The 24,104-nt window shown below is 63.5% G+C and carries 28 protein-coding genes and 1 tRNA gene; 15 read left to right on the top strand and 14 right to left on the bottom strand.

Features of this window, described 5'->3' with window-relative positions:
* Window positions 1–84 precede the first annotated feature (84 nt).
* From AB6732_RS04495 to AB6732_RS04485, 3 genes are all read left to right on the top strand, one after another.
* The gene (locus AB6732_RS04495; protein ID WP_307497280.1) at window positions 85–1,014 is read left to right on the top strand and encodes a LysR family transcriptional regulator; all 930 of its coding nucleotides are present in this window, start codon (window positions 85–87) and stop codon (window positions 1,012–1,014) included.
* A 114-nt stretch (window positions 1,015–1,128) separates the two neighbouring features.
* A complete protein-coding gene (locus AB6732_RS04490; protein ID WP_370958646.1) occupies window positions 1,129–2,694 on the top strand; it encodes a protease pro-enzyme activation domain-containing protein in 1,566 nt (521 codons plus the stop codon).
* A gap of 77 nt (window positions 2,695–2,771) precedes the next feature.
* A complete protein-coding gene (locus tag AB6732_RS04485; RefSeq protein WP_370958644.1) occupies window positions 2,772–3,491 on the top strand; it encodes a VOC family protein in 720 nt (239 codons plus the stop codon).
* 39 nt (window positions 3,492–3,530) lie between these two features.
* Here AB6732_RS04485 and AB6732_RS04480 read toward each other — a convergent pair whose 3' ends face one another.
* Window positions 3,531–3,779, bottom strand: coding sequence for a hypothetical protein (locus AB6732_RS04480; RefSeq protein ID WP_370958642.1), 249 nt, complete (start codon window positions 3,777–3,779; stop codon window positions 3,531–3,533).
* A gap of 225 nt (window positions 3,780–4,004) precedes the next feature.
* On the opposite strand from AB6732_RS04480, the gene AB6732_RS04475 reads away from it, so the two are divergent.
* Window positions 4,005–5,645 (top strand): serine hydrolase domain-containing protein, encoded by a 1,641-nt coding sequence (locus tag AB6732_RS04475; protein ID WP_370958640.1) that lies wholly within the window; start codon window positions 4,005–4,007, stop codon window positions 5,643–5,645.
* 10 nt (window positions 5,646–5,655) lie between these two features.
* Here AB6732_RS04475 and AB6732_RS04470 read toward each other — a convergent pair whose 3' ends face one another.
* A complete protein-coding gene (locus AB6732_RS04470) occupies window positions 5,656–6,762 on the bottom strand; it encodes a LacI family DNA-binding transcriptional regulator (RefSeq protein ID WP_370958638.1) in 1,107 nt (368 codons plus the stop codon).
* A 184-nt stretch (window positions 6,763–6,946) separates the two neighbouring features.
* On the opposite strand from AB6732_RS04470, the gene AB6732_RS04465 reads away from it, so the two are divergent.
* Together AB6732_RS04465 and AB6732_RS04460 are read left to right on the top strand one after the other, a co-directional pair.
* Window positions 6,947–8,266, top strand: a complete 1,320-nt coding sequence (locus AB6732_RS04465; protein WP_370958636.1) for an MFS transporter — start codon at window positions 6,947–6,949, stop codon at window positions 8,264–8,266.
* Window positions 8,267–8,297: 31 nt separating this feature from the next.
* Window positions 8,298–9,296 (top strand): alpha/beta hydrolase, encoded by a 999-nt coding sequence (locus tag AB6732_RS04460; RefSeq protein WP_370958634.1) that lies wholly within the window; start codon window positions 8,298–8,300, stop codon window positions 9,294–9,296.
* Between the two features lie 18 nt (window positions 9,297–9,314).
* On the opposite strand, the gene AB6732_RS04455 is transcribed toward AB6732_RS04460, so the two are convergent.
* On the bottom strand, window positions 9,315–9,479 hold the full coding sequence (locus AB6732_RS04455; protein WP_370958632.1) for a hypothetical protein: 165 nt from the start codon (window positions 9,477–9,479) through the stop codon (window positions 9,315–9,317).
* Between the two features lie 111 nt (window positions 9,480–9,590).
* Here AB6732_RS04455 and AB6732_RS04450 point away from each other — a divergent pair, with 111 nt between their 5' ends.
* Window positions 9,591–10,094: a sigma factor-like helix-turn-helix DNA-binding protein gene (locus AB6732_RS04450; RefSeq protein WP_370958630.1), complete on the top strand. Its 504-nt coding sequence runs from the start codon at window positions 9,591–9,593 to the stop codon at window positions 10,092–10,094.
* A gap of 100 nt (window positions 10,095–10,194) precedes the next feature.
* Here the strand turns inward: AB6732_RS04450 and AB6732_RS04445 are convergent, their stop codons facing one another.
* The gene (locus AB6732_RS04445) at window positions 10,195–10,641 is read right to left on the bottom strand and encodes a hypothetical protein (RefSeq protein WP_370958628.1); all 447 of its coding nucleotides are present in this window, start codon (window positions 10,639–10,641) and stop codon (window positions 10,195–10,197) included.
* 182 nt (window positions 10,642–10,823) lie between these two features.
* Here AB6732_RS04445 and AB6732_RS04440 point away from each other — a divergent pair, with 182 nt between their 5' ends.
* Genes AB6732_RS04440 through AB6732_RS04425 form a run of 4 tightly spaced genes read left to right on the top strand, consistent with a single transcriptional unit; the run spans window position 10,824 to window position 13,202 of the window.
* Window positions 10,824–11,075: a multiubiquitin domain-containing protein gene (locus AB6732_RS04440; protein WP_370958626.1), complete on the top strand. Its 252-nt coding sequence runs from the start codon at window positions 10,824–10,826 to the stop codon at window positions 11,073–11,075.
* A gap of 8 nt (window positions 11,076–11,083) precedes the next feature.
* Window positions 11,084–11,470 carry an E2/UBC family protein gene (locus AB6732_RS04435; RefSeq protein WP_370958624.1) on the top strand — a complete coding sequence of 129 codons (387 nt, stop codon included), beginning with the start codon at window positions 11,084–11,086 and terminating at the stop codon, window positions 11,468–11,470.
* A 2-nt stretch (window positions 11,471–11,472) separates the two neighbouring features.
* Window positions 11,473–12,858, top strand: coding sequence for a ThiF family adenylyltransferase (locus tag AB6732_RS04430; protein WP_370958622.1), 1,386 nt, complete (start codon window positions 11,473–11,475; stop codon window positions 12,856–12,858).
* The gene (locus AB6732_RS04425; protein ID WP_370958620.1) at window positions 12,855–13,202 is read left to right on the top strand and encodes a DUF6527 family protein; all 348 of its coding nucleotides are present in this window, start codon (window positions 12,855–12,857) and stop codon (window positions 13,200–13,202) included. The genes AB6732_RS04430 and AB6732_RS04425 overlap by 4 nt, the downstream gene beginning before the upstream one ends.
* Window positions 13,203–13,654: 452 nt before the next feature.
* On the opposite strand, the gene AB6732_RS04420 is transcribed toward AB6732_RS04425, so the two are convergent.
* The gene (locus AB6732_RS04420) at window positions 13,655–14,098 is read right to left on the bottom strand and encodes a hypothetical protein (RefSeq protein WP_370958618.1); all 444 of its coding nucleotides are present in this window, start codon (window positions 14,096–14,098) and stop codon (window positions 13,655–13,657) included.
* Between the two features lie 248 nt (window positions 14,099–14,346).
* Window positions 14,347–15,282, bottom strand: a complete 936-nt coding sequence (locus AB6732_RS04415) for a hypothetical protein (RefSeq protein WP_370958616.1) — start codon at window positions 15,280–15,282, stop codon at window positions 14,347–14,349.
* A gap of 192 nt (window positions 15,283–15,474) precedes the next feature.
* Here AB6732_RS04415 and AB6732_RS04410 point away from each other — a divergent pair, with 192 nt between their 5' ends.
* Window positions 15,475–15,708 (top strand): hypothetical protein, encoded by a 234-nt coding sequence (locus AB6732_RS04410; RefSeq protein WP_370958614.1) that lies wholly within the window; start codon window positions 15,475–15,477, stop codon window positions 15,706–15,708.
* Window positions 15,709–15,722: 14 nt separating this feature from the next.
* On the opposite strand, the gene AB6732_RS04405 is transcribed toward AB6732_RS04410, so the two are convergent.
* On the bottom strand, window positions 15,723–15,977 hold the full coding sequence (locus AB6732_RS04405) for a helix-turn-helix transcriptional regulator (protein ID WP_370958612.1): 255 nt from the start codon (window positions 15,975–15,977) through the stop codon (window positions 15,723–15,725).
* A gap of 96 nt (window positions 15,978–16,073) precedes the next feature.
* Between AB6732_RS04405 and AB6732_RS04400 the strand changes: the two genes are divergently transcribed.
* Together AB6732_RS04400 and AB6732_RS04395 are read left to right on the top strand one after the other, a co-directional pair.
* On the top strand, window positions 16,074–16,616 hold the full coding sequence (locus AB6732_RS04400; protein ID WP_370958610.1) for a hypothetical protein: 543 nt from the start codon (window positions 16,074–16,076) through the stop codon (window positions 16,614–16,616).
* On the top strand, window positions 16,616–16,912 hold the full coding sequence (locus AB6732_RS04395; RefSeq protein ID WP_370958608.1) for a hypothetical protein: 297 nt from the start codon (window positions 16,616–16,618) through the stop codon (window positions 16,910–16,912). Before AB6732_RS04400 ends, AB6732_RS04395 begins: the two co-directional genes overlap by 1 nt.
* A 413-nt stretch (window positions 16,913–17,325) precedes the next feature.
* Here the strand turns inward: AB6732_RS04395 and AB6732_RS04390 are convergent, their stop codons facing one another.
* Entirely contained in the window at window positions 17,326–18,207 is an 882-nt protein-coding gene (locus tag AB6732_RS04390; protein ID WP_370958606.1) for an IS5 family transposase, read from the bottom strand.
* Window positions 18,208–18,506: 299 nt separating this feature from the next.
* Here AB6732_RS04390 and AB6732_RS04385 point away from each other — a divergent pair, with 299 nt between their 5' ends.
* Window positions 18,507–18,713 (top strand): excisionase family DNA-binding protein, encoded by a 207-nt coding sequence (locus AB6732_RS04385; protein WP_370958604.1) that lies wholly within the window; start codon window positions 18,507–18,509, stop codon window positions 18,711–18,713.
* Window positions 18,714–18,801: 88 nt separating this feature from the next.
* Here AB6732_RS04385 and AB6732_RS04380 read toward each other — a convergent pair whose 3' ends face one another.
* The 6 genes from AB6732_RS04380 to AB6732_RS04355 form a co-directional block, all read right to left on the bottom strand.
* Complete coding sequence (locus AB6732_RS04380) at window positions 18,802–19,632, bottom strand: hypothetical protein (RefSeq protein ID WP_370958602.1); 831 nt, start codon at window positions 19,630–19,632, stop codon at window positions 18,802–18,804.
* A gap of 514 nt (window positions 19,633–20,146) precedes the next feature.
* Window positions 20,147–21,577, bottom strand: coding sequence for a toll/interleukin-1 receptor domain-containing protein (locus tag AB6732_RS04375; RefSeq protein ID WP_370958600.1), 1,431 nt, complete (start codon window positions 21,575–21,577; stop codon window positions 20,147–20,149).
* 269 nt (window positions 21,578–21,846) lie between these two features.
* A tRNA-Val gene (locus tag AB6732_RS04370) sits at window positions 21,847–21,922 on the bottom strand.
* Window positions 21,923–22,055: 133 nt separating this feature from the next.
* Window positions 22,056–22,922 carry an NAD-dependent protein deacetylase gene (locus AB6732_RS04365; protein ID WP_370958598.1) on the bottom strand — a complete coding sequence of 289 codons (867 nt, stop codon included), beginning with the start codon at window positions 22,920–22,922 and terminating at the stop codon, window positions 22,056–22,058.
* Window positions 22,919–23,413 (bottom strand): peroxiredoxin, encoded by a 495-nt coding sequence (locus tag AB6732_RS04360; RefSeq protein ID WP_278266650.1) that lies wholly within the window; start codon window positions 23,411–23,413, stop codon window positions 22,919–22,921. The genes AB6732_RS04365 and AB6732_RS04360 overlap by 4 nt, the downstream gene beginning before the upstream one ends.
* On the bottom strand, window positions 23,413–23,832 hold the full coding sequence (locus AB6732_RS04355; RefSeq protein WP_307497293.1) for a DUF3052 domain-containing protein: 420 nt from the start codon (window positions 23,830–23,832) through the stop codon (window positions 23,413–23,415). The genes AB6732_RS04360 and AB6732_RS04355 overlap by 1 nt, the downstream gene beginning before the upstream one ends.
* Window positions 23,833–24,104 lie beyond the last annotated feature (272 nt).

Genomic DNA, 24,104 nt, shown 5'->3' with positions numbered 1-24,104 from the left:
GACAGGCTTGTCATGATGAGATTAGGGTCACATTCCCCGCAGAAAAAGCGCGAGATTTTGGGAATATCCATGCAGAATTAGCGCATGATCGATGTCAGGCTCATCACACTCCGCGTCTTCGGCCAATGCGGCACCATCGGCGCCACCGCGGAGCTCACGGGCTACTCCCCCTCGGCGGTCTCCGCACAGCTCCGCGAGCTGCAACGGGTGCTCGGAATGCAACTGCTCACCAAAGACGGACGTGGCCTGCGGCTGACCACCACGGGACGCATCCTCGTCGCCGGCTCGGACGCGCTGATCGCCGAATGGGAACGCCTGCGCGCGGCCGCCATGGAGGCCGGGGACCAGGTCCAGTCCCACTTCGGCCTTGGAGGCTTCTCGACGGCGGCGGCCCACCTGCTCGCCCCGCTCGCCGCGACCCTGCGCTCTACGCGGCCCCTCGTGGATGTCCAGGTCCTCGAAGCCGACCCGGCCCGGTGCTTCGACCTCCTGGTCGCGGAGCGGATCGATCTGGCGGTCATCATCGCGATGCAGTCGGACGCTCAGGAGGAGGACCAGCGCTTCGAGAAGACGGTTCTGCTGGATGACCCGCTGGACGTGATCGTCCCGGCCGATCATCCCCTGGCATCGCGGGAGGTCGTCACCCTGGAGGAACTGGCCTCGGAACCGTGGATCACGGAGGCCGTCGGGTCCACCTATCACTCGCTCTTCACGGCGGCGTTCACGGCGGTCGGCGTGACACCCCGGATCGCCCACGAGGCCTCCGAGTGGGAGACGATGATCGCGTTTGTCGGCGCGGGCCTCGGCGTCGGTCTGCTGCCGCGGCTGGCCCCATTGCGCGGCGCCGAGAACGTCGTACGGCTGCGGATCTCCGGCAAGGGGCGGCCGTCGCGCCGGATCATCGCCGTCGCCCGCCGGGGCAGCCTCGGCTCGCCGTTGATCCAGGAATCACTCGGCATCCTGCAGGCCGGCGCGCACCAGATCCTCACGGCGCGCCTGGACGAAGAGGACTGATCGCCTCGGTTTTGACGGCCCGCCCGAGGGAGCGAGGGGCCTTTACCCTGTCAGTCGGCACGGTGATACTGGCATCGGGGATCCGTTATGAACCGACGATGTCTGGAGGACCCGATGGCCGGAGTGAACGAACCCTACAACGCACGGGAAGACGGCATTCCCCTCAAGAGTTCCGCCCGGGCGGTGGTGCCCGGCGTGGAGCTGCACGGCCCGGCGGACGGCGCCAGCCGCCTGGAGATCACGGTGGTCCTGCGGCGCAGGACGGCGCTGCCGTCCTCTGCGGCGGAAAGCCATCTGACCGCCGCTGAACTGGCGTCGGAGTACGGGGCGTCGGACGACGACGTGCGGCTCGCCACCGAGGTCTTCACCCGGCTGGGCGCGGACGTGGTCGAGTCGGACCCCGCGTCGCGCCGTCTCCGGCTGTCCGGCACCGTGGAGCAGCTGAGCAGCATCTTCGGCACCACGCTGGAGGATGCCACGAGCACCGCGCCGGACGGCGCCACGGTGCACTACCGGCACCGGCAGGGTGAACTGAGAATCCCCGCCGAGCTGAACGGCATCGTGGTCGCCGTGCTCGGCCTGGACGACCGCCCCCAGGCCCGCGCCCATTTCCGTGTGCTCCCCCGCGCGGCCGCGGGCACCAGCTACAGCCCCGTGGACCTGGGCCGCGTGTACGGCTTCCCCGACGGCACCGACGGCTCGGGGCAGACGGTGGCCATCATCGAGCTCGGAGGCGGCTACGCGCAGGCCGATCTCGACGCCTACTTCTCGGGACTGGGACTCGCCACGCCCCACATCACGTCCATCGGCGTCGACGGCGGCATGAACCAGGGCGGGAACGATCCGCAGGGCGCCGATGGAGAGGTCCTGCTGGACATCGAGGTGGTCGGCGCACTGGCGCCGAAGGCAGCGATCCAGGTCTACTTCGCCCCCAACACGGACGCTGGATTCCTGGACGCCGTGGTCGCCGCGACCAAGGCTTCGCCGTGTGCCATCAGCATCAGCTGGGGCCAGAGCGAGGACCAGTGGACGGCCCAGGCCCGCGACGCATTCGACCAGGCCCTCGCCGACGCCGCGGCGCTCGGCATCACTACGACCGTGGCGGCCGGGGACCGCGGCAGCAGCGACGGCGCGGCCGACGGAAAGGCCCATGTGGACTTCCCGGCATCCAGCCCGCACGCTCTGGCCTGCGGCGGCACGAGGCTCGAAGCGGATCCTGCAACCGGGACGATCAGCTCGGAGACCGTGTGGAACGAAGGTCCCGACTCGGCGACCGGCGGCGGCTACAGCAAGGCGTTCCCCCGGCCGGCCTGGCAGTCGCCGTCGGCCGGGAAATCCGGGCGGGGGGTGCCGGACGTCAGCGCCGTCGCGGATCCGCAGACCGGCTACCGGATCCGCGTGGACGGCAAGGACATGGTGATCGGCGGCACGAGCGCCGTGGCCCCGCTCTGGGCTGCGCTCATCGCGCGCTTCGCGCAGGCCGGGAACCGGCGGTTCGGTCTCATCCAGCCCTCCCTCTACGCCGTGTCGTCGGGATTCCGGGACGTGACCGTCGGCGACAACGGCAGCTACCACGCGGGGCCCGGCTGGGATGCCTGCACGGGACTGGGCACACCCGACGGCACTGCGCTGCTGGCGGCACTGAAAGGGCACTTAAAGAATGAGGCACTGAAAGAATGAAGCACTGAAAGGATGACGGCGACACCTGGACAGCCACGCCCGGAGACTTCACCGCGAAAGGCCGAGAAAGGAATGACATGACCCACCCCCGCCTCGCAGCACTGTGTTTCGATGCCCGGGATCCTGCCGCGCTCGGCGTCTTCTGGTCTGCGGTCCTGCGCCGGGACGTCTCCGCGGACGGAGACGGGTCCGTGCTCGAAGCGATGCGCGACACCGAGTTCCCGGTGCGTTTCCGGCCCAGCCTCGAGCCGAAGACCACACCGAACCGCTTCCACTTCGACCTCACGAGCTCCTCGCCCGAGGACCAGGCCGCCATCGTGGACCGGGCACTGGCTCATGGAGCGCAGCACCTCGACGTCGGTCAGCGTCCCGAGGAGCGCCACGTGGTCCTCGCCGATCCAGAAGGCAACGAGTTCTGCGTGATCCCCTCGGACAACCGGTTCCTGGCGGGAACGGCGGCCATCGGGGCTCTGTCCGGTGACGGCACTCAGCGCGTGGGCCATTTCTGGGCCGAGGCTCTCGGCTGGCCTCTGGTCTGGGATGAGAACGAAGAGACCGCGATCCAGTCCCCCGACGGCGGGACCAAGATCACCTGGGGCGGCCCGCCCGTGCGCCCGAAACTCGGAGTGTCCCGTCTGCGCCTCGAACTCGCCGCTCCCCGGGAGACGTTGGCCGCGACGGTGGAACGCCTGGTGGCACTCGGCGCCTCCTCCGCGGCCGACCCGCCTTCCAGCGACGGCGGCGGCGTGGTGCTGGCCGACCCCGACGGCAACGAGTTCACCCTGCTGGCGTTGTAGTCCGCCGGGGGCTGGAAGTCGCGCGCTGACCCCGCGACGCTACACAGAGCTGCTGGCCCGGTGCCGCGCCCTCGCGCCGCGCCGTGCCTTCATCCAGTTTCTGCGAGCCCGCGTCGCACTGCCCGGGAGCCACCGGAACAGCGCCTTCGGCACAGCACCGGAGAAGAGGTACGTCTTCCCGTCGTGCTCCAGGGCGAACTCGGGTTTGCCCTCCGGGGCCGTCGATCCTGCGCCGAGGGACAGGGCGAAGGCGCACTTCCCACCGAAAGCCAGGTAGCTCTCACTCACGTTGACATCCTCAATCCTCTGGGCGGGCCGCCGATGGCTGACCTCCGGCACCACCGCATCACTCTGATGAGTGGCGCGAGGCCCCGGATCATGACGTGATCCGGGGCCCCGAATTGGTCCGGGTTCGATCTCGAACGTCAGGGGTGGACCGAGGACTCACACTTGCATAGGCTGACGTCAGACGCCGTGTATGCGCATACAGTCCCCTCGCGGAAGGTGGTCCTCGTGACCCACGAAGTGTTGCCCCGTCAGACGCCCGAACAGCTCGGCGTGAATCCCGTCGGAATCAGGTCTTTCCTCGACGCCGTCGAACAGGCCGGCATTGAAATGCACAGCCTCATGATCGCGGTCGACGGCGCCGTGATCGCCGAGTCCTGGTGGCATGCCTATGACGCGTCAACGCCTCATCTGCTGTACTCGCTGAGCAAGAGCTTCACCTCCGTGGCAGCCGGCATCGCGGAGTCCGAGGGCCTGCTGCACCGGGACGACCGGCTGGCCGATCACCTCCCGGAGGCCGCGGGGTACGGCGAAGCGACGATCGCCGACGCCCTCCGCATGTCGGTGGGACATCTCCTCGACCCGGTCCTCGATCCGAGCGTCGAGCTTCCGGTCACCGACGACGGCCTGCTCCAGCTGCTGTCCGCGTACCACCCGGAGCGGCCTCCGGGAGAGATCTTCACCTACGACCAGCTCGCCACCTTCGCGGTCGCCAAGATCATCGAACGCGCCGCCGGAACCTCGCTCCTCGAGTACCTGCGTCCCCGCCTCCTCGATCCCCTCGGAATCACGGAGGCGAAGTGGGCCGGCGGCGAGTCCAACCCCGGGTTCACGGGCCTCCATCTCCGCACCGAATCGATCGCCGCGTTCGGGCAACTGCTCCTGCAGCGCGGTGTCTGGCAGGGCCGCCGGCTCGTGCCGGCGGAGTGGATCGATCAGGCCACCTCGGTGCGGATCAGCAATGACGCGGACCACCGGTTCCCACCGGGCCAGCCGGTGGACCGGGACAGCTCGCTCGGCTACGGGTACCAGTTCTGGATCGGCGACCACGGCTATCACGCGGGCGGCGCGTACAGCCAGCTGTGCATCGTCCTGCCCGCAGTGAACTCGGTGATCGCCCTGACCGCCTCGACCGTGCTCGGCCAGACCCTCCTCGACGCCGTCTGGGAGCACCTGCTCCCCGTGCTGTCGGACCGGGGATCAGGTGCTCCGACGGTCGATGCCGATCCCGTGGACAGCGCGGCCCTCTCCCGCCGCCTTCTGGAAGCGACTATTCCCGCGCCCACGGCCGGCGCCGAGCTCCGCGCCGCAGCCCAGGCGAAAGCCAATCTGGGGATGCTGGCGGGACTCGTTCTGGCGCTCCGGGGCGATGCTGCCCCCGCCGGCTGGGTGGAGGCCGCCGAGCGCGCGCCGGAGTGGGCCGCCCTGGCCGCGCAATCGGCCGGCACGGAAGGCGCACGGCTGGCGCCGCCGTCGTCGCACAGCGTCGCCGGGACCGTTTTCACCCGCGCGCCCGGGGAGCCGGGGCTCCCCGAGGTGCGCTTCGGCGGGCTCGGCGGCACGGACCTGCCGGAGCTCGAGGAGGTGCGGCTCGACGGCGACACCCTGACCTTGACGCTCGACGGCGCGGCCTATCGTCTCCAGGTCGGCGGCGATGACTGGGCGCAAGGCGAGCTGCTGAGTGATCCGCCGGTCCGTTTCGCCGTGCGCGGCGGCTGGGACGGGACCGACACGTTCGAAGCTGAACTCCGGATGATCGAGGGCCCGCATGTGGGGCTGCTCAGTCTCTCCCCCGCGACCGGGCACTTCTCGTTCACCTGGCGGGAACCGACGCTCGTGGGCCGGGGCCTCGCCGGCTACCAGGTGTAAGGCCAGCCTCTCAGGGACAGCCGCAGCTGCGGCCCAGGAGCATCGCCACCGGCAGGACGACGTGCCGCGTGTCCCCCGGCGCCTCCAGAGCCTCGGTGAGAAGCTCGACGGCGGCGCGCCCGAGCTCGTCCATCGGCTGGCGGACCGTCGTGAGCGGCGGATCCGCCAGCCGGGCCGCGTCGATGCCGTCGAAGCCGGTGACGGCGACGTCCCCGGGGACCGCGATCCCGTGCTCCACGAGCGCGGCCTGCACCCCCAGGGCCGTCTGATCACTGGAGCAGACGATCGCGTCCGGGAGCGAGTCCGAGAACGAGGGGACCGACGTCAGCAGAGTGGTCATGGCGGCGTACGTGGCGGAGCGGGACCCGGCGTCCACGAGCGGCTCGGCCGGAACCTCCAGGCCTCGGTCCTGCAGCGCAGCGCTGAAACCCGCATGACGAGCGGCGTGCTCGGCTCCCGTGGCGGAACCGGCGAACGCGAAACGGCGGGCGCCGTGGTCATCGGCCAGATGCGCAGTGAGCGCCCGCATGCCGCTGAAGTCGTCGACCCTGACGGAGGAGGCGGTCATGCCCTCCGGCACGAGCTGTGAGACGAGAACCATCGGGAGCCGCTGCGCCAGGAGCCTCAGTTGCGCCTCCTCGATCGTGGCGGGCAGCACCACGAGACCGTCGCTGCGGCGTGCGATGTCATCGAGCGCCACGCCTCGGCCGTCGGCGTCCTGCCATCCGACCAGGAGTGGGAGCCGGCGCAGGGTGCACTCGAGTTCGATGCCCCGCAGCACCTCGTCGGCGTAGAGCGGGAACAGCCGGGGCCAGCCGCCGCGGTACTCGACGCGGGGCACCTCCCCCTCGGCGCTCGGCACCGGGCTGCGGTCCCATTCGTCGGGTTCGTGCCCGCTGAACGAATAGAAGCCGAGGGTACCGGTGCTCCGTTCGGCGAGGCCGCGGGCCAAACCGCTGGGCAGATAGCCGAGTTCCTGGACGGCGCTCTGGATGCGGTCCCGGAGCGTCTCGCTGAGCTTTTCCGGAGTGCGGAAGTACCTCGAGATTGACGCCGTGGACACACCGGCCGCCGCTGCGACGTCGTACACCGATGGACGCGCCTTCGTCACGGTCATCCCTCACTCCCTGTCCTCCGACGCCCGTCCGGCGTCGGCCGCCCCGGAATGGGCCGGGGCCGCCGCCCCCAACGGTATCGGAAGAAGCGCCACTCCAGCCCTTGTTTCCACGAATGTACGCGCATACACTCGTGTCCACCAACCTCGGGTACGACATCCGTGCACCAACTCGATGAGGAGTTACATGTCGGTCCAGAAGAGAACCCCCGCCGCGCTTGACCCATCGCCGGCCGTTCCGGAACCCGTCCTGCACCTGGCCGACGCCGAAACGGTGCCCGGGGAACGGCAGACTCCCTGGTTCTGGGTGAGCTTCGCCCTCGCTTGGGGCGCCACCGGCGTCGCGCAGGGGGTGGCCGGCGTCGCGGTGCCTCAGCTGCTGAAACAGTGGGACGCTGCGAGCGCCTCGGCGAACCTCAGTGTCCTGCTGACGGTGGGCGGCTTCGCCACGCTTGTGGTGACCCCGGTCTTCGGGCGGCTGAGCGACCGCTCGCGATCCCGCCTGGGGCTGCGGCGGCCGTGGATCCTGACCGGATCGCTGATCGCCCTCGCCGGCTACCTCGCGCTCGCCTGGGCGCCGTCGCCCGCGTGGCTCTGGATCGGCATCGTGCTGAACTATGTGGGCTGGGGCGCCGTCGCCATGGCGCAGCACAGCCTCTTCGCGGATCAGATCCGACGCCGGATCCGCGCCATCATGTCGGCGGTCACCGGGGCGGCCGGCACGGTCGGCATCCTGGTGGGCACGATGATGACCGGGCAGCTCGCCTCCCTGGGCCAGGCCGCCATGTTCCTCATCCCGGGCGCCGTGGCGGTGGTGCTGTCTCTGACGTTGTTCTTCACCCTGCGGGATCTCCGTCGGACAGACGCTCCCCCGCCTTTCAATCTGGAAGCGTTCATCAGCACCTTCTGGCTCAGTCCGCGGCGCCACCCTGACTTCGCCTGGGCCTGGATCTGCCGTTTCCTCATGACCGCGTCGATCGTCACGGTGACGAGCTACCTCTACCTGACGATCTCCGGGCGGTTCGACCTCGACGATCCCTCGGTGATCGCCGGAGTGCAGACCCAGGCCACGCTGGTCTTCACCGTCTGCAATCTGCTGTTCGCCTTCATCTTCGGCGTCATCTCGGACCGGACCAGGCGGCGCAAGCCGAGCGTGCTGTTCGGCGCGATGCTCAGTGCCATCGGTCTCATCGTGGCAGTCGCGACGCCGGGGCTGCCCATCTTCCTGGTCGGGATCGCCCTGATTGGCGCGGGGCAGGGCGCCTACATCTCGGCCGACGTGGCCCTGATGACCGAATGCCTCCCCTCGGTGGAAGAGGCCGGCAAGGACCTGGGAATCGTGGCGCTGGCGTATCTGCTGCCGAACATCTTCGTCCCGGTGCTCGGCTTCCTCCTCACCCGGATCGGCTCGCCCACCGGGGAGAACTTCGCAGCCCTCTATGTGGCCGCCTTCGCCATGGCCGTGCTGGCCGGTCTGTCCGTCCTCAGAATCAGGAGTGTGCGCTGATGACCTGCGTCAACGGGAAAGGCCGCCTCGGATGAGGTGGAGACGAGGACGCTGGCGGCGTCCCGCCGTCGACCCCGCCGTCACCGCCTTTGAGCAGGCTGCGGCTCCTTTCAAGAAGCCGGAACCGTCCGATCCTGCCGGGCGTCGCCGCGTGGCCCAGGAGAATGACGACCGGATCCAGGCCCAGTTCGCCGAGCAGCCTCCTGAAACCGCGACGGCGGATCACCTGGTCCCGGCACGTCAGGCGCCTGACGTGCGGGTGCGGGTGTACTGGCCGGGCGGGGAGCCGGCGTCCCCCGGGGCGGGACTCCCGGTGCTCGTGTACTGCTACGGCGGCGGCTTCACCCTGGGCGGGATCGACTGGCAGGCCTGGGACGCTCGACTGCGACGGCGGGCGCAGGACGCCGGCGTCATCATCGTGGCGCCGGACTACGCGCACGCCCCGGAGCACCGGTTCCCGGTCCAGCCGGAGCAGTGCTGGGCGGCGTTCGAGTGGGCCGTCGAGCACGCCGAGGAGCTGGGAGGGTCGCGGGACCGGATGGCCGTCGGTGGCGCCTCGTCGGGCGGCAACCTCGCAGCGACGGTGACGCTCATGAATCGCGACCGGAAGCAGATCCCGGTGCGGCTTCAGATTCTGGAGAACCCGGCGCTCGACCTCACGATCGGCCACGCGGACATGAGTGGCATCGGCCCCAGCATGCCGCACGTCATCCTGGAGAAGGCGGGCCGCGCACTCGTGGCTCAGTACCTCGGGCCGGACCGGGCGCTCGCTCGGGAACCGTATGCGTCACCTCTCCTCGCGGAGTCGCACGAGGGCCTCCCACCCGCCGTGATCTTCACCGCAGAACTGGACCCACTGCGCGGCGACGGTGAGGCGTACGCCCGGGCACTCTCGGCGTCGGGCGTCCCGGTGATGGCGCTACGGTTCGTCTCGCAGACCCACGAATCCTTGGGGATCCCGCTCCCGTTCGCGGCCGGTGATTTCGCACACCGGGCGTGGGTCAATGAGGTGGCACGGCTGCGGGAGTAGGTGTGGTGCGGGGCGTTTTCAGCCGCGGTCGCGGGCCGCTTCCCGCTCAATGCGCTTCCGGCGGGACGACTCCGCCAGGATCGCGGCGGTGATCGCCCCGATCGCCGCCGACGTCGGTCCGTTCACGTAGTAGCCCACTCCGGCGCCCAGCACCGTCACGATGGCCGTCCCCCACAAGTTCATCTGAGTGCTCCCCACTGCTCACGATTTTCGACCGTCTGTCTCTGGAGACTATCGAGGAAAGCACCCGAGGACAACGGTGCGGTCGCTTGGCAGAGGAATTCGGATGAACCATTGCCCACAGAAGAAGCCCCGGTTCCGCAGTATGATATTCCTGCGGAACCGGGGCTTTCGGTGGTGGGCCTGGTCGGCCGCCCTTCCCACCCTGTCTACCCCGAGAAAACCCTGACGGAACTACAGGACCTGAACCGAGCGTTGGCCAGGGTTACACCCGAGGAGTCCACGTTGAAGCCGCCTTCCCGGACCTGGCGACTGTCCACTGCTCAGGAACGGCAGCTGGTGGATGCGTACGACCATGGCGCGACCATCAGCGAGCTCGGCCGGCGATTCGGCATCAGCCGCGGACGAGTCCGCACCATCGTGGCCAAATATGACGCGACCCAGGATCGGCAGCCGCATCCCAAAGAAGCCGAGTTCGCTCAAGCCGTCACAATGTACGAGGCCGGCCAGACACTGAAGAGCATCTCGGCCACGGTGGGCATGCCAGAGACAACGCTCCGGATCGGTCTCGTGAAGCGCGGCGTGAGGATGCGTCCCCGAGGGAAGGTGAAGGGCTAGGTCATCATCTTCGGCGGAGCGTCAGTTACGCGGCACGGCCTCGTTCATCAGCTGGCCGCTCGCGGTCTTCGGCTTCTCGCATCAGCCGGGCCAGCTCCTGCTAGGCCTCCTGAAGGGTCTGCTCCAGCTTGACAAGGTCCCGCTCGATATCCTGGCTGGCCAGCTCGACGGCCGCGGTTACCAACTTACGCAGATCAGGCTCAGGGCGAGCGATGGCTGTGACGACGATGCGGTCCGCTCCCCTATGTCGCCGACTACGCACAGGTACAGGCGTATCGGTGACAGGCCAGGGCTCAGGTAGGAATGGCAGGATGCGCTTGAAGGCACGACCGGCCCGCTGGGGGAGAGAGTAGTCGTGTCGCGAGACCTCTTGCCTGTGCGCCAACGCCCCTTCGCGGCTGAGCAGCTTGCTCGGAGCGTAAAAGTGATGCAGGACCATCTGACCTTTGTAGGTGAGGTAACTGAAGCCGTGGGCGCTCCGGTCCGCCCAGCAACGGTGCAGCAGGGTTCGTTGCTCTAAATATGTTTTGTCGGTTAGTCGTGGCATCGCGCTCCTCCTTTGCCGTTAGATCCGCTGACATTGAGCCCCCTTGTGCAGCCAACCTCCAGAAAAATTGTCAGTGGGTCGCGCTAGGCTCGATTCAGGCTAGGTCGAGATGGAAATTGACGAAGGTTCCGCATCCAATTTATGTCATAATAGATAATAACTAAACCTTATGGAGGAATATCGTGGAAACTGCGAAACAGGGACCCAAGGAAAATACGATCCACATCGACAAGCACGTCTACAAGGTGTCAGCCAACTCCTTGACTGGGACTGAGATCCGAAACTTGGTCGCTCCGCCCCTGGCGTCGACCTATGACCTGTATTTGGAAGTACCAGGCAAGGACGATCACCTCGTCGGCAACGATGAGTCCATCACCCTGAAGCCGGGCATGCACTTCTTCAGTGCCCCTGGCAACATCACGCCGGGACGATAGGCGACACAATGCTGGACGATGACGACCTTGCGAAGCTCGATGCGAAGGGCCTCAAACATGAGGTCACAGTCGATGGAAGTGGTTGGACAGAGCTCGTCATCAAGGACTACCCACTCCCCCAAGGATTCACAGCTCAAGCGACAGATCTACTCGTTCGGCTGCCGCCAGGATTCCCCGACGCGGCGCCGGACATGTTTTGGGTGAACCCAGAAATTCGATTGGCTGCGACCGGCGCCTATGCGCCCGCCTCCGAAGTTCCAGAACAATACCTTGGTCGAATCTGGCAACGCTTCAGTCGCCATCTCGCCCCTGGTACTTGGCGACCCGGAATTGATTCTCTCGAAACGTGGATGGCAGCAATCGCTCAGCTCCTCAGGAAGGACGTCGGACTCTAACCATGGGCACGACAACAGTTGCCTTCACAGAAGCTGCCTGGCGCGAACTCACCAGCGCCCTTGATGAGAACCTCGAGCGAGCCTGGGTACTGACTGCCAGGCTCGTCAGAACCGACGCTTCTAGGCACACGACGTTGCTAGTCCGGTCGGTGCTTACCGTTCCTGACGAGACGTACCTCCTGCGATCTCATGATGGCCTCTCCATCGCAAGCGCTGGCTGGGTGCCCGCATTTCGAGCAGCAAGCGACAGCGATTGCCTACCGATCTTCGTTCACACCCATCCCGGCGGAGAGCCTAAACCCTCCAGCCATGACGATGTCGTGGACAAGCAGCTTCGGTCAGTTGCCGGGGTACGAACCGAGCTTGGTCACTACGCATCGCTCGTTCTCGGTGGCAAGGCAAGCTCCCCCGCATTTAGCGGGCGCGTTTATCTCAGCGGTTCCGTCCAGCATCTTGAAGTCGACAGGGTCCGGGTTGTCGGCGAGCGTCTCTCGATCACGTCGGCTTGGTCCAGTGACGACGATGACGTACAAACCGAGATCTTCGACCGCCAGGTCCGAGCGTTTGGCGAGGCCGGGCAACACACGTTGCGGCAACTGAAAGTAGGAGTGGTCGGGGCTGGCGGCACAGGCTCGGCCGTGATAGAACAACTCGCTCGGCTTGGTGTCGGCGAGCTAACCATTGTCGACCTCGACACGCTGACAGAAACGAACGTCACCCGTGTCTACGGATCTTCCCTGTCCGACGTTGACAGGCCGAAGGTGGACATTGCGGCTGAGCATGTGAAGGCAATTGGTCTCGGGACGACGGTCATTCCAGTTCACGGCAGCCTACTCGACAAGCAAGTTGCCCTGGCGCTGGCTCACTCTGACATTCTATTTGGCTGCACCGACGACCATGCCGGCCGGACCCTCCTCACACGCATGCCACAGGCCATGCTCCAGCTCCTGATCGATTGTGGAGTCACGATCGATTCCCGCAATGAGGCTGTCCATGAAATCTGGGGGCGGGTGTCGATCGTCTCACCAACATCGCCCTGCCTTGTTTGCCTTGGTGAGATTGATCCGGACAAGGCAAGTGCCGAGCAGCTGCCCGCCGCCGAGCACGCTCGGAGAGTTGCCGAAGGCTATGCACCAGAGTTGAAGACACCAGATCCTTCGGTAGTCACCTACACTTCTGCAACAGCGGCCTTCGCAGTGAACGAGGGAATCTCACGGGTCCTCGGGTATTCCGAGGCAGAGCCAGCCAACAGAATCCTCTACGGCATGATCAACCGGCGACTCAGCACCGCGCATCGGCCGCGCCAAGGAACACATAGCTGCGGCAAGGCAGACCGGATCGCCGCCGGCCTCCACGGGGCCTTCCTGAATTGGGGATGGACTCAATGAGCCACAACGTCATCCGGCGGTGGCTCCGCCGCCATCACATCTTCACCGGCAGAGTTGATCGGGTTATCTACTACCCGGAGCGGCACGACCTGCCCGAGATCCCCCGTGCCAACGAGCTCGCAGTTGCCGGCTCGCCGGATTTCCCGAAATGGTTACTGATCGACTGCCCTTGCGGGAAGGGCCACACCGTACTGGTACCACTTTCCAAGCGTGCCAACCCAGCGTGGCGGATAAGCATCGATGACCGCCATGGTCCGTCAGTGTTTCCCTCGATTGATCGCAATCGACACGAGGGCGAGCGGTGCCACTACTGGATCAAGAACGGACAGATCCACTGGGCATAGACCACCGATAGCAGGTCCCTGCAGTCATCGGTACATCTCACAGAAGTGGCCCATGCGCCCAAAAGAAGTACCGATGTCCACCCGCTATGAGAGTAAAACCCCCACAACAGGGGTACCCGTCGAAGGCGAATCGGGCATGCCTGCGGGAACGCGGGTTCGCAGCGACGATCCCCGAGCGCGACGATCAGATCGCACTCCACGAGAACGCCGAACGGCAGCGACTTCGTGACGGTAGCGGCCGCTACGTCACCGACCGCGAGAAACTGATCGTCCACGCATCCACCTCCTTTCCCTGAATCGGGCGAAGGAGAACAGGCGGATCAAGAAACGGTCGGGGAGCCCTTCCAGTTCGTGCCGCGCTTCGCGTCCAGCACCATCTCGATCTTCACAGGACCAGTCTAGCGACACGGCTCGACGACGAGGTCACGACAGCCGAGCTTTAGCAACACGCCCTAGGAGAGTCGTCCATCCCAGGCATGCAATTCTCCTAGCTGAACCCGCATCTCACCCAGCTTGACGCTTTTGCGAAGTCGACTCCTGCTATAGGGCACGAGGACGACTATCGCCACCCTCTCGGAATGTTCCAACTCGATTCGAATGGCATCGCCACCGTCAAACCGCACATCGGCGACATACGCGGCTGCTCGTAGGGCTTCCTTGTCCGAGGCTACGCCTTCACGCAGAAGCGCCAGCACATCGTTCGAATTGGGGTGGTCGCCCAGGCCCGGGTCCGCCGCGATCAAGGACGCCCGCCCACCCCTAGTGATAGTTGCGCCAAACGGATACAACTCCCCTCTACGCCCGAGCGTCTCGATCGCGAAAGGTAGAACTGCATTGAGCAGTTCGTCTAGATCGTCCTGGGCTACCGGTGATGCAGAATCCCGCCATGATGCCATGGGGCGAGTCTGCCACATAGCGATATCCAGGAGTGGCTTAGCTGGCGACTCACCGCACAGCGAGTCCCACCCCGAGCGATCAATCGTTCATCGGCCCCAACGAACGCTGTGCGCAAAAGCAAGCGCCCCCGGCAGATTGCTGGAGGCGCGAGCAGAAGCGGTTCAACAAAAACCACAAGTGGTCGTGGTGTGACTAAGAGGACGCGCCAATAGTCCTTCGTAGCATCGGCGCGTCCTCGTCTGGCGAGCTACATCCCGAGGAGTGCGGCCTGGGCGAGCGCGAGTAGCGCCTGTCCCGCCCCAGTTCCGGCCGCAGATCCCAGCGCTCCGATGAACGAGGTCACGGCCGACTTGAGCACTCCGGCGGAGGCTCCCTCATGAGCGGCAGCTTCAATTTCTCCGACCGCTCCTTCAGCGCTGGCTTTATCGTCCTCTGACATCTGAAGGAGAGGTGCCATCTGACGGAAAGCATCAACCAGATTGCGAGCTTCCTGCACCTGCTTCTGGGTGACAGAAACCGACTGTTCAACGTTCTTGCTTCCGGCCGCAACGTTGACGTTGTTCGAGCCACTGATGTGCACGTTGTTGTTTGTCACGCTCATTCCCACCCCTGGGTCGTTAACTGATCGATTTTGCTCTACTACGGCCGTCCCACGCGGAGTGATAGAGGGACGGAGCACTCCTGTCCCCATGGCCGCGGGACCCTTGATGTAATCCTCCTCGCGGAGCCAAAGGCTGGCTCGGTCCACCTCTTCGTCGGAATAGGGCGAGCCGAAATGGTTTGCCCCTGACTCGGGCAGGAAGCTTGACAGTCTCGGACTGCTCCCCAGGGCGTGTTCCGCCGCATAAACCCACCTGAGGAGGCTATCTCGAAGCGACCTGTTCCTAGAGACAAGGTCACGTTGAAGATCGGAGAAGTTCGCCGCGATGTCTCGCCCTTCCTGGCGAACCTGAACGCCTCCAATGCCCGCAAGGGTTTCCCAATAGTCAATCCACTTCAACTGACGCATCTGGGCCAGGTCGGAGTTGAGGGATTCACGGGTCCCGCCGTCGGCGAAGAAATCTTCCTCGACATCTTCCACTGGGACATCCTGGCCGTCGCCTGGTTGTTCAGCAAGGAGCTTCATCAGCTTGAGCTGTCGAAGCCCGCCTGGAGCACCGGCAAAGTTTTGCAAGGTCGTCACAATGTCCCCAATCTCGGATGCCAGAGCGTTCGTGCTCTGCCTTCCGAAAATACCAATAGGCTCTGACATTTCAAGGCCCGTGACAGCAGAGCGCCGCCGATCTTCTGAGTGAGACGCCAAGCCCCCTAGGCCCTAACGAGTGTCGAACCCCGATCGACCCTTCAATCCCACCCCTCCATCTACACTGAGGCCGTGAAGAGGATGAAGTACGAGAAGGGTCTGATCAGCCGCGCGGCGCCTGAGTACTTCCCGTCTGCCACAGTGTTCCCCGCCAGAGTCCTCGCGGCCCAGGTAGCAGCTTCCATGGCTCTCGACGGTCGCCGTGTTAATCCGGATGCGATCACCGTGGAGTCAACCGTGGAGTCAACGGCGGCATCCAGCAAGGTGGTTGCCAGGATTCTCGCCATCAAGAACGGCGAGGCCTAGCTTTCCAGCGAACCTCAACCTTTGGGATCGGCCCGACCATCACCAGTCCACACCGGCGCGAGCAGCTCGTCCATGCCGACGCCGAACGCCTTCGAGAGCTTCAGCCAGGTCATGAGGTCCCCCTTGTGCCGTCCTGCCGCGATGTTCAGCAAGGTCTGACGCCCCAGATTGGACGCCTCCGCCAGCTGGTCGTACGTCAAACCGGCCGCTTCTCTACGTGCATTGAAGATGTGGCGAAGCTGCGTGAGGTCGGGATCGTGAAAGGCCATCTATCCAGCCCACGGGACTTCCCCCTCGAAGTCAGTCCACGATTGTGTACTATCGGTACATGATCATGAACTGCCTAGTGCGAAAGGGGCCCTCCCATGCCGTCACGTCTTGAGCCGATCAAGGCGGCCTGGAGAGCCGCGCCGAAGCCCCTCCGTGCCGCTTCCACTCTGTGGGCCGCCGCGGGAGTATGGGCCGTGATCACGGCAATCTCCATGCTCATTGCGGCAGCGAATGCGGTGAACCGGGCTACTGACGCTCTAAACGGAGTCGGGCAGTTCAGCGACAGCCAGGAAATCCGCAGCGGCGAGTTCATGGCGAAGGGTCTCGCGCCGTTCCAGGGGATCGCGACCGGGATGAGCTTCGGATTGATCGTCGTAGCGCTCCTCATGTGCGCCTGCTACGTGCTCCTGGGCTTCTTCGCGCTGAAGGGCAAGGCCGCGCCCCGAGTCGTCGCTACGGTTCTCGCGGCACTCTCACTTCCGGGCCTGTTCATGGGGGCAGGGGTCTTCTTCGGTGTCCTCCTAGGAATCGCGGGCGTCGTGTTCGCTTGGCAGAAGCCGGTCACCTACTTCATAAGGGCGAAGGCGCTGCCTCTGCCGTCGTACCAGCCGCGAAGCACTCCAGAGGGAGGCCAGTGATGAGTAATCGTTTTGAGTCGAAAGACCTGCACCGGACCGCTGCAATCGCACGCTTCCTCGAGGTGGTGCGAGAAGAGCTGGGCGACCGTTCACACTTGTCGATCCCCGACGAAGAGGTCTTCCCGCTCATCATGTCCGTCGTAGCCACCGGCGCGACACATGCTGAAGCTGCACGTGGTCGATGCACTGAGGGGGTGCTGGTCGAACGGCACAAGGAATGGGCCAAGTCTGGGCTCTGGACTCGCTACCTGTTTTTGGACTACCCGCAAGTCATCGAAGCGATTGGGATGCTGTAGCGAGTCGGACGAGTCGAGTGGGAAGCAGAATGGCTATCGCGTGAGCATTCAGATTACATTCTGTAGTCTTGTAGTAAGCTATTCATAGAGAGATCGATAGAGCAGAGTGGGCCAGCCCTCCCCGCAAAAGAGAACTGGCCCACTCGTTTCGGATAGCGACTACCCTCCGATCCGCTTGATCAGGTCAAGCAGTACGGGATTGAGAGCCGAGAGAAGCTTCGCAACGGTATCCAGCCACTGGCGAAGCCTCTCGGCTCTTCCATATTCAGGGGACTTCTTCCCCACATTCATCACCTCCTTCTCGCTTACGCCGCACCTGCGACGAGTGCCGCAGAAGGATGCGACAGGCCTATCTTGCCAGAGCATGGAAGAACTTCTTGGCATTGGATCGGGTTGAATTCTTAGAGCGATCGTCAGTTGCCGGTCTTCCGTTTTATTCGTCGCGCGAGGCTCCGTCCCCACTTCGACTTCCACCGCTTGGGTCGCCCTTCCCAGCGATATCGCGCCCATCCCTCTTTGACGAGCTTCTTGATTAGGATGATCGTCGTGGCGAACTGGACCCATGCGTCAATCACCGCTCGGCGCCGTTCATGGCAAACCGCCAGAACCTTAAACGAGTTGAACCAACTGTGAGCCCTCTCAACCTTCCATCGAGAGTCGACTTGAAGCTTCACGCCCTTCTTGCTGATCATGTAGTCACAGCCAAGTTCGTCCAGGAACGCACGCGTCTTCCGCGAGTCATACCCGGCATCGAGGTGGACGGTCATCTGGTCTGGTAGCTCGAACGTGAACGGACGAAGTCCTTCGAACGTCGGCGTCAGGAGCCGCGAATCGTTGGTATTTGCCGGAGCAATAACAGTGACGAGCGGTGCGCCATTACCGTCGACCATCAACGAGCGCATGATGCCGAGTTTCGCCCTGTCCACGGGCGACCTGCCCGCGACTTCGCCACCGCCAGGAGCTTTCGTGATGCACCCGTCCACCGCTACATCCTCAAAGTCGAACCCGATCATTCGGTCGTAGCCCGCTTGGACGATCTCAAGGAGACGGCCAAAGATACCGGCCTCAATCCATTCGTCTCGCCGACGCCTCAGGGTCGTGGCTGAAACCTCGAGGGTGCTGGCTCTCTCAAATGAACGTCCCTCGACAACGATCGAAACCAAGCACTCAAAGATGGTTCGATCACTGATCCGAGGGCGGTGGCCGCCATAGGGATGTGTGTCGATGCGTTCCGGGATGAGCGGTTCGAACGCCTTCCACAGAGGAATCAGGAAGTCCCGAGCGAGAGCGGGCACAGAGATGCTCCAGTCATTGATGACTAGAGCCGGAAAGGCGAACCAAGGTTGCCGATCCATAAGCTGACGGTCGTCTGATACCCGCCAGGAGCATCGCCCCATGCAGAGCTCTGCTAGAAATTGCTGCCGATCTCGGGCTCTTACCACCGAGGGGAAGGTCGTGTTTCTCCGGACGACCACCGGGACTGCTTTCGTTAGTTCGAGATTAGCGAATCTTCGGGCATGCCCGTCAACCCCAATAGCCTGAGAGTTCCCTGGGAATAAAATAGAGCGCGAATTCGTCTACCGATGGAGGGAAGATGGCAGATAAGCCGCTAACCGTTGCAGAAGCAGCCAAGCTTGCGAAGATTCCTGAATCGACGTTCCGGTTCTGGATCAAGCGTGGTGAGATCAAGATGGAGCGTTCGCCCGGTGGCCTCATGCGCGTTAGGGAGTCCGAAGCGCGACGGCTCAGAGCATGGCTTGACGGCGAAGATGTGGAACCGTCGCGGATGCCACATGACTGAGCGTCAACACTAGGTTTCCGTAGAAGAAAGCCTCAAAGATTCACTGCTTTCTCATACCGGTTCGCTCGCCCGAGAACAAGTGTGGTGCTCAGAAGCTGGTTGATGCCCGGTCGGATATGAGCATGGATGCTCCATCATTGTCGGAAAGAGCGAAATCGAGCGTTCCGGCAAGGTGGCAGTATTTGGTGGAGGCCAAATCAAGCAAACTGACTGTTGTCTCTAGAATCTTCCAAACTGCAGGATAGTTGAGATACGTGTGAAATAGGCCATCCATCACCTCGTCATTGCGAACGACTTCAATTAGCGCCCACTGAGAGCCGTGAATCATTCCACTACAGAGATTCCACGACTTTAGCCATGTGGAATCGTGATCGAGAAACGTCAGGCTTCGGAATATTTGACTTATCTGGGGAAGTTTCTGATTCTTTCCGAGACTCTCAAGTGAGAATTTTCTCTCGATCGCACGAAGGGTGACTTCCTTCTGATCAACTTCGTCTCTGACATCAACACCCATGCTTCTTGCGAAATCCACTCTTCGTCGGTTTTCGTCGCGACCCGCCTGGATGTATCTCCGGATGCGAGCCTTCTTATTGAGCGGAAGCATTAACCATACGGCTAGTGCGGAGCATTCCAAAGACTGACGAAATACAGAAAAGGAACTGAGATTCAGTTCCGTTAGATATTCCGGATGATCATCGCTAAAGCCGAGGAGTCTCGGCACGTCATTGAGGGTCGAAGCTGAGAATCTCAGGAGGGTCGATACATAATTTGAGTACTCCAAGGGCTCGCACATGGAATCCATCGCACTCAGATCGGACTCGCTCGTCGGCTTCAGTCGATTTGAGATGTAGTCCTGAACAAATAGGGCTCGCCGAAATTGTGGACCAAGATATTCGTGCGCCAAAGGCTTGTCGAGCATTAAAGCTTCCCCTTTTCGATAATAGTGTGCGAAAACTTCGTCAATTGAGCAAGAGCTTCCGAATGATGGCGAATGTCATTCTAAATGAACTCGCCGCACTCTGTGGCAAACTCGGACGTGAACTTTATGCTGGAAGTAGCGTAATCATCCCATGCTACGGCGCTTCAACGAGTTTGGGGTCGGCGAAGTTCTTGCAGTCTATCCAGCTGGCTGCAATGGCGGCCTGGCAAGGACTCGCGTCAAGACTGAGAGCCTCAGTTTGCTGGACGGCGAGCGTGTTGATGAAGGACGAAGTGACGATGACTACCTGAGCCTCTTCTACTCCCACGAGGTGGTGCCAGTCCCTGTAGGCGAGTAGCCCATCGAGATTATTGGACCGTCCACTTAGGGCCGTGCCATCTCAGGTGAATTCAGGCGATTCAGGTGTCACGATCACTCAAACCTCCCGGCGCCGGACTCCCCATACTCTCGGGAGGGGTCACCCCGATTCCGGGTCTTACACCATGGAGGCCGCTCACTTCCTCTTCATCTTCCGCGCTCTTCGCTTCTCGCGGTGTGCAAACAAGTGGTGAAGAAACTTCGGCGCTATCACTCTCGACGCCAGCTCATCAGCACTCTCCGCCAGCGATAGACGTCTCACGCTAAGTCCCAAGCGCTGCACCAGATCACGACGAGCCTCATTTGTGACTTGGAATTCGTCGAGCGACTCCGCTTCGCTCACAAGCTCGCCAAACTTACCCGCGATCTCACGATCAATTTCATGATTCTCTTCATCCGCATCGCGATAAGTCATATCCTGAATCCAGACTCCCCAGGATGCCATTCCTTCAGTTAGGATTGCCCGGACTTGAGGTCCCAACCATTCACTGTTCGAGGAAAGGAGCCACGCGAGATAGTCGATATAGTCGTAGAACTTAACGGGCGGTCCGTTGGCAACTGCATGTCCCTGAACGAAAGCGCATGCGACATGGATAGGCTCATAGCCGCCAAAATTTGGGTCGTGTAGTGCAAAGCCCTCAGAACATCTTGGGACTCGACCGTCGCTGGTGATTGCGGTGCCGAATGATGAACCTTTGGCAACTTGTTGCTCACTCCATGCGATAGAACGCTGATAGGCGGCTTCGATAGCTGACTCAAAACGGCCGCCAAAGCCGGTGATTGTAAGCTGAGGAGCATAGGTTATGAGATAGTCGATGTGATCCGCGCACATATCGCCGAGGCCAATGTGTGTTTCGATAAATTCCAGAACCTCACTCGGCGGCGTGATCTGCGTAATCGGTCTTTCCTCGGCCGCCAACAGCCATTGCATTTGCAACGCTGCCCATCCGAGTCGGACGCCACGTTCGGTCGGCTCGCTCGTAAAGTCTGGAAGGGGGAAGCCCCAGCGACCCCATCCCATTGCTTCCTGCCAGGTGCCCTCCATATCGTTGGATTCGGCTGTTGCTGCGACGTCAAGCCACCAGTCATCTGTAACTACTGGTGGCACAAAGCCCTTTTCAATCAGAAAGTCCCTCGCAACGACGAGCGTTGAACCTTTTGGTCGGATCACGTCGACTAGACGGGCCACAATATCGTTCAAATCGGAGTCAGCACTTAGAGCCAATCTGTCCGCTAGCGGCGGCGAGTACGCCAGGACTTGCTCTCGCGTTAGGTCGAGCCAGATAGGAAGGATGACATCGTCTGAACCGCCCAGCTGGCGCGAAACCAAACCGTCGAGTTCCCACTGCGACCATTGCTTCTCGAAGAAGTGCGGGCTCAAAACCACGATTCCGAACCGCGACTGGGCAAGCCCGCGGTCGATGGAACGGCGTAAGCTATTGCCCACTCGTAGACTGAATTCGTCATACCAGACTTCAATGTGGGCATTGCGCAGTCGTTCTGCGAGAGGACGGACGAACGACTCCTTGTCTTCGCTGGCATGGCTAATGAACACGTCGTAGAGCATGGCTCAGATTCTAAACTGCAATAGCTTCCGATCCTCGTTGATCGTCGCTACTTCGACCAGTAACCGCTGTGAGCTCACCTTGAACCTCGTCCTGCGTCAACTGCTTGAACTGGTCTCCTCTGGCCTACCATGTTCGCCTCGTCGGCTTCGAGGCTACTCGCCTAGCGGATCAGCGCATAGCCCTCCGGTGCTTATGCGAATGATCTCGGCGGGCGACGGTGGAGGGGAGCCGATGTCGAGGGCTATTGGCGCGTCCCCTAAGACCGATTTGGTGGGCCCTACCGGGATCGAACCGATGACATCCACGGTGTAAACGTGGCGCTCTACCAGCTGAGCTAAAGGCCCTTCTCTGTCGTCCGCGCTGCGGTCAACAGGTATCAACCTTAGCGGATGCCCAGTTCAGCGGGCAAACGGCGACGCCGCCGGCAACCCTGCCGCGGCACCCCAGAGGAGGCCGACCGCCGTCGTGGTGCGCGGGTCAGCGCGCCCGGGGCGCCGGCGGCGGAAGCATGGCACGGGCGAACGCCCGCAAGGTCTCCGAGGTGCCCCTGTGCAGCCGCACGGTGGCCAGCTCATCGCCCCTGGTCGGGCCTTGATTGACCAGCACCACCGGGGTGCCCGTCTTGTCGGCCTGCCGGACGAAACGCAGCCCGCTCATGACCGTGAGCGAGGTCCCGGCCACGAGCAGCACGTCGGCTTCCTCCACGAGCTTCAGGGCTCGGGCGAGACGCGGCTTCGGGACGTTCTCGCCGAAGAACACGAAGTCGGGCTTCAGCACTCCCCCGCAGCGCGGGCACGGAGCGACCACGAACTCACGGGCCAGGGCGTCATCGATCCGGGCGTCGGCATCGGGCGCCTCCACGACACCGAGTTCCTCGGCCCGCTCGATGAACCCGGGATTGAGCGCGGTCAGCATCTCCTCGAGCGTCCGGCGCCGCAGCAGATCGCCACACTCGGTGCAGATGATCTGGTCGACCCGGCCATGCAGATCCACCACGTTCTCGCTGCCGGCGTCCTCATGGAGCCGGTCCACGTTCTGCGTGATGACGGCCTGGATGGCCCCGCCGCGTTCGAGCTCGGCCAGCGCGAGGTGACCGTCGTTGGGCTCGGCCCACTTCACGCGTCGCCAGCCCAGATGATTCCGGGCCCAGTACCGTTGCCGGGCCGCAGCGGAGCCCATGTACTCCTGGAGCGTGATCGGATTGGAGGGACGCGAACCCGGGCCCCGATACGCGGGGATCCCGGAATCCGTGCTGATCCCGGCCCCCGTCAGCACCACCACGGCACGGGAGCGGAGAAGGCCCAGGGCCTCCTCGAGCGCCTCGTCCGTGGTGATTTCGGTCATTCCGCGAGTTCCGCGAGGGCCTGCCGGTACGCCTCGAAATCGCGTGCCTGGCCGCGCGGGTTGACCACGCCGTAGCGGACCACTCCGTCGGCGTCCAGGATGAACGTGCCGCGCACGGCCATGCCGGATTCCTCGTCGAACACCCCGTACGCCCGGGCGGCTGCGCCATGCGGCCAGAAGTCGGCCAGGAGATCGAAGTCGTAACCCTGCTGATCGGCCCAGGCCCGCAGCGCGAACTTGCTGTCCACGGACACGGCCAGCACGCGGGCGTCGAGCCCGGCGAACAGGGAGATGTTGTCCCGGATCTCACACAGCTCACCCGTGCAGATGCCGGAGAACGCGAACGGGAAGAACACGACGACGGCGGGGCGGCCGCGCAGCGCACTGAGCGTCACCTCTTCACCGAACTGGTTCACCAGGGTGAAGTCGGGTGCCTCCTCCCCCACGGCCGGGGAAACCAGCCCCAGAGGGTTCGCCACTTGTTGAGACATCACTTCTTCTTCCGGAACACCAGTCGGGTCCCGGACCAGTCCTTCGCAGCGGACAAAGTCGATGTGCTGTGCAGACCTGCGGTGGGGGCGGCCTGCTGGATATCCGCGGGAGGAACGTACCCGTCCCGGCCGGACTTGGGGGTCAGGATCCAGACCACACCGTCGCCTTCCAGTGCGGGAAGCACGTCCACGAGGGCGTCTACCAGGTCGCCATCCTCGTTGCGCCACCACAGGATGACGGCGTCGACTACTTCCTGTTCTTCCTCGTCCAGCAGCTCCGAACCGGTGATGTCCTCGATGTCCGCGCGGAAGTCGAAGTCGACATCCTCGTCGTATCCGAACTCCTGGATCAGGTCGCCGTCTTTGAAACCCAGACGGCTGGCAGTGGTGACGTCCGCGACGGCGTCGGCCTCGCTCACTCGTTCCTCCTCGTAGTAGGCCGGTAACTCCATTCCGGCCCGCGTCACTTCCCATTGTGATGCATGAGAGGCGCTTTCGCAGCGGTTGACACCGAATTGTCGTCAGTCGTCCTTCCGAGACCCGCGGGCCGCGCGCAATGCACGGGTCCCCAAATGCGAAGGCCTCGATGTGAGGGCTAGAGTGATCCATGAACACGAGTGAGTCATGTCCGGAACCCCGGCCGTGCAGGACGAGTGACCAGTTGAGAGTGCCGGAATCACCTGACCGGCGC

It is taken from the genome of Arthrobacter sp. RCC_34 (assembly GCF_041360795.1).
In the GTDB taxonomy this organism is placed as follows: Bacteria; Actinomycetota; Actinomycetes; order Actinomycetales; family Micrococcaceae; genus Arthrobacter_E.
The sequence above is the reverse complement of the archived record's forward strand: the minus strand, read 5'-3'. Positions and strand labels throughout refer to the sequence as shown.

Excerpts from the sequence above, each read along its gene's own strand:
- AB6732_RS04495 (WP_307497280.1), top strand. The coding sequence starts at position 85 with ATGATCGATGTCAGGCTCATCACACTCCGCGTCTTCGGCCAATGCGGC.
- AB6732_RS04490 (WP_370958646.1), top strand. The coding sequence starts at position 1,129 with ATGGCCGGAGTGAACGAACCCTACAACGCACGGGAAGACGGCATTCCC.
- AB6732_RS04485 (WP_370958644.1), top strand. The coding sequence starts at position 2,772 with ATGACCCACCCCCGCCTCGCAGCACTGTGTTTCGATGCCCGGGATCCT.
- AB6732_RS04470 (WP_370958638.1), bottom strand. The coding sequence starts at position 6,762 with ATGACCGTGACGAAGGCGCGTCCATCGGTGTACGACGTCGCAGCGGCG.
- AB6732_RS04465 (WP_370958636.1), top strand. The coding sequence starts at position 6,947 with ATGTCGGTCCAGAAGAGAACCCCCGCCGCGCTTGACCCATCGCCGGCC.
- AB6732_RS04460 (WP_370958634.1), top strand. The coding sequence starts at position 8,298 with ATGAGGTGGAGACGAGGACGCTGGCGGCGTCCCGCCGTCGACCCCGCC.
- AB6732_RS04455 (WP_370958632.1), bottom strand. The coding sequence starts at position 9,479 with ATGAACTTGTGGGGGACGGCCATCGTGACGGTGCTGGGCGCCGGAGTG.
- AB6732_RS04445 (WP_370958628.1), bottom strand. The coding sequence starts at position 10,641 with ATGCCACGACTAACCGACAAAACATATTTAGAGCAACGAACCCTGCTG.
- AB6732_RS04435 (WP_370958624.1), top strand. The coding sequence starts at position 11,084 with ATGCTGGACGATGACGACCTTGCGAAGCTCGATGCGAAGGGCCTCAAA.
- AB6732_RS04430 (WP_370958622.1), top strand. The coding sequence starts at position 11,473 with ATGGGCACGACAACAGTTGCCTTCACAGAAGCTGCCTGGCGCGAACTC.
- AB6732_RS04425 (WP_370958620.1), top strand. The coding sequence starts at position 12,855 with ATGAGCCACAACGTCATCCGGCGGTGGCTCCGCCGCCATCACATCTTC.
- AB6732_RS04420 (WP_370958618.1), bottom strand. The coding sequence starts at position 14,098 with ATGGCATCATGGCGGGATTCTGCATCACCGGTAGCCCAGGACGATCTA.
- AB6732_RS04405 (WP_370958612.1), bottom strand. The coding sequence starts at position 15,977 with ATGGCCTTTCACGATCCCGACCTCACGCAGCTTCGCCACATCTTCAAT.
- AB6732_RS04400 (WP_370958610.1), top strand. The coding sequence starts at position 16,074 with ATGCCGTCACGTCTTGAGCCGATCAAGGCGGCCTGGAGAGCCGCGCCG.
- AB6732_RS04395 (WP_370958608.1), top strand. The coding sequence starts at position 16,616 with ATGAGTAATCGTTTTGAGTCGAAAGACCTGCACCGGACCGCTGCAATC.
- AB6732_RS04385 (WP_370958604.1), top strand. The coding sequence starts at position 18,507 with ATGGCAGATAAGCCGCTAACCGTTGCAGAAGCAGCCAAGCTTGCGAAG.
- AB6732_RS04380 (WP_370958602.1), bottom strand. The coding sequence starts at position 19,632 with ATGCTCGACAAGCCTTTGGCGCACGAATATCTTGGTCCACAATTTCGG.
- AB6732_RS04375 (WP_370958600.1), bottom strand. The coding sequence starts at position 21,577 with ATGCTCTACGACGTGTTCATTAGCCATGCCAGCGAAGACAAGGAGTCG.
- AB6732_RS04365 (WP_370958598.1), bottom strand. The coding sequence starts at position 22,922 with ATGACCGAAATCACCACGGACGAGGCGCTCGAGGAGGCCCTGGGCCTT.
- AB6732_RS04360 (WP_278266650.1), bottom strand. The coding sequence starts at position 23,413 with ATGTCTCAACAAGTGGCGAACCCTCTGGGGCTGGTTTCCCCGGCCGTG.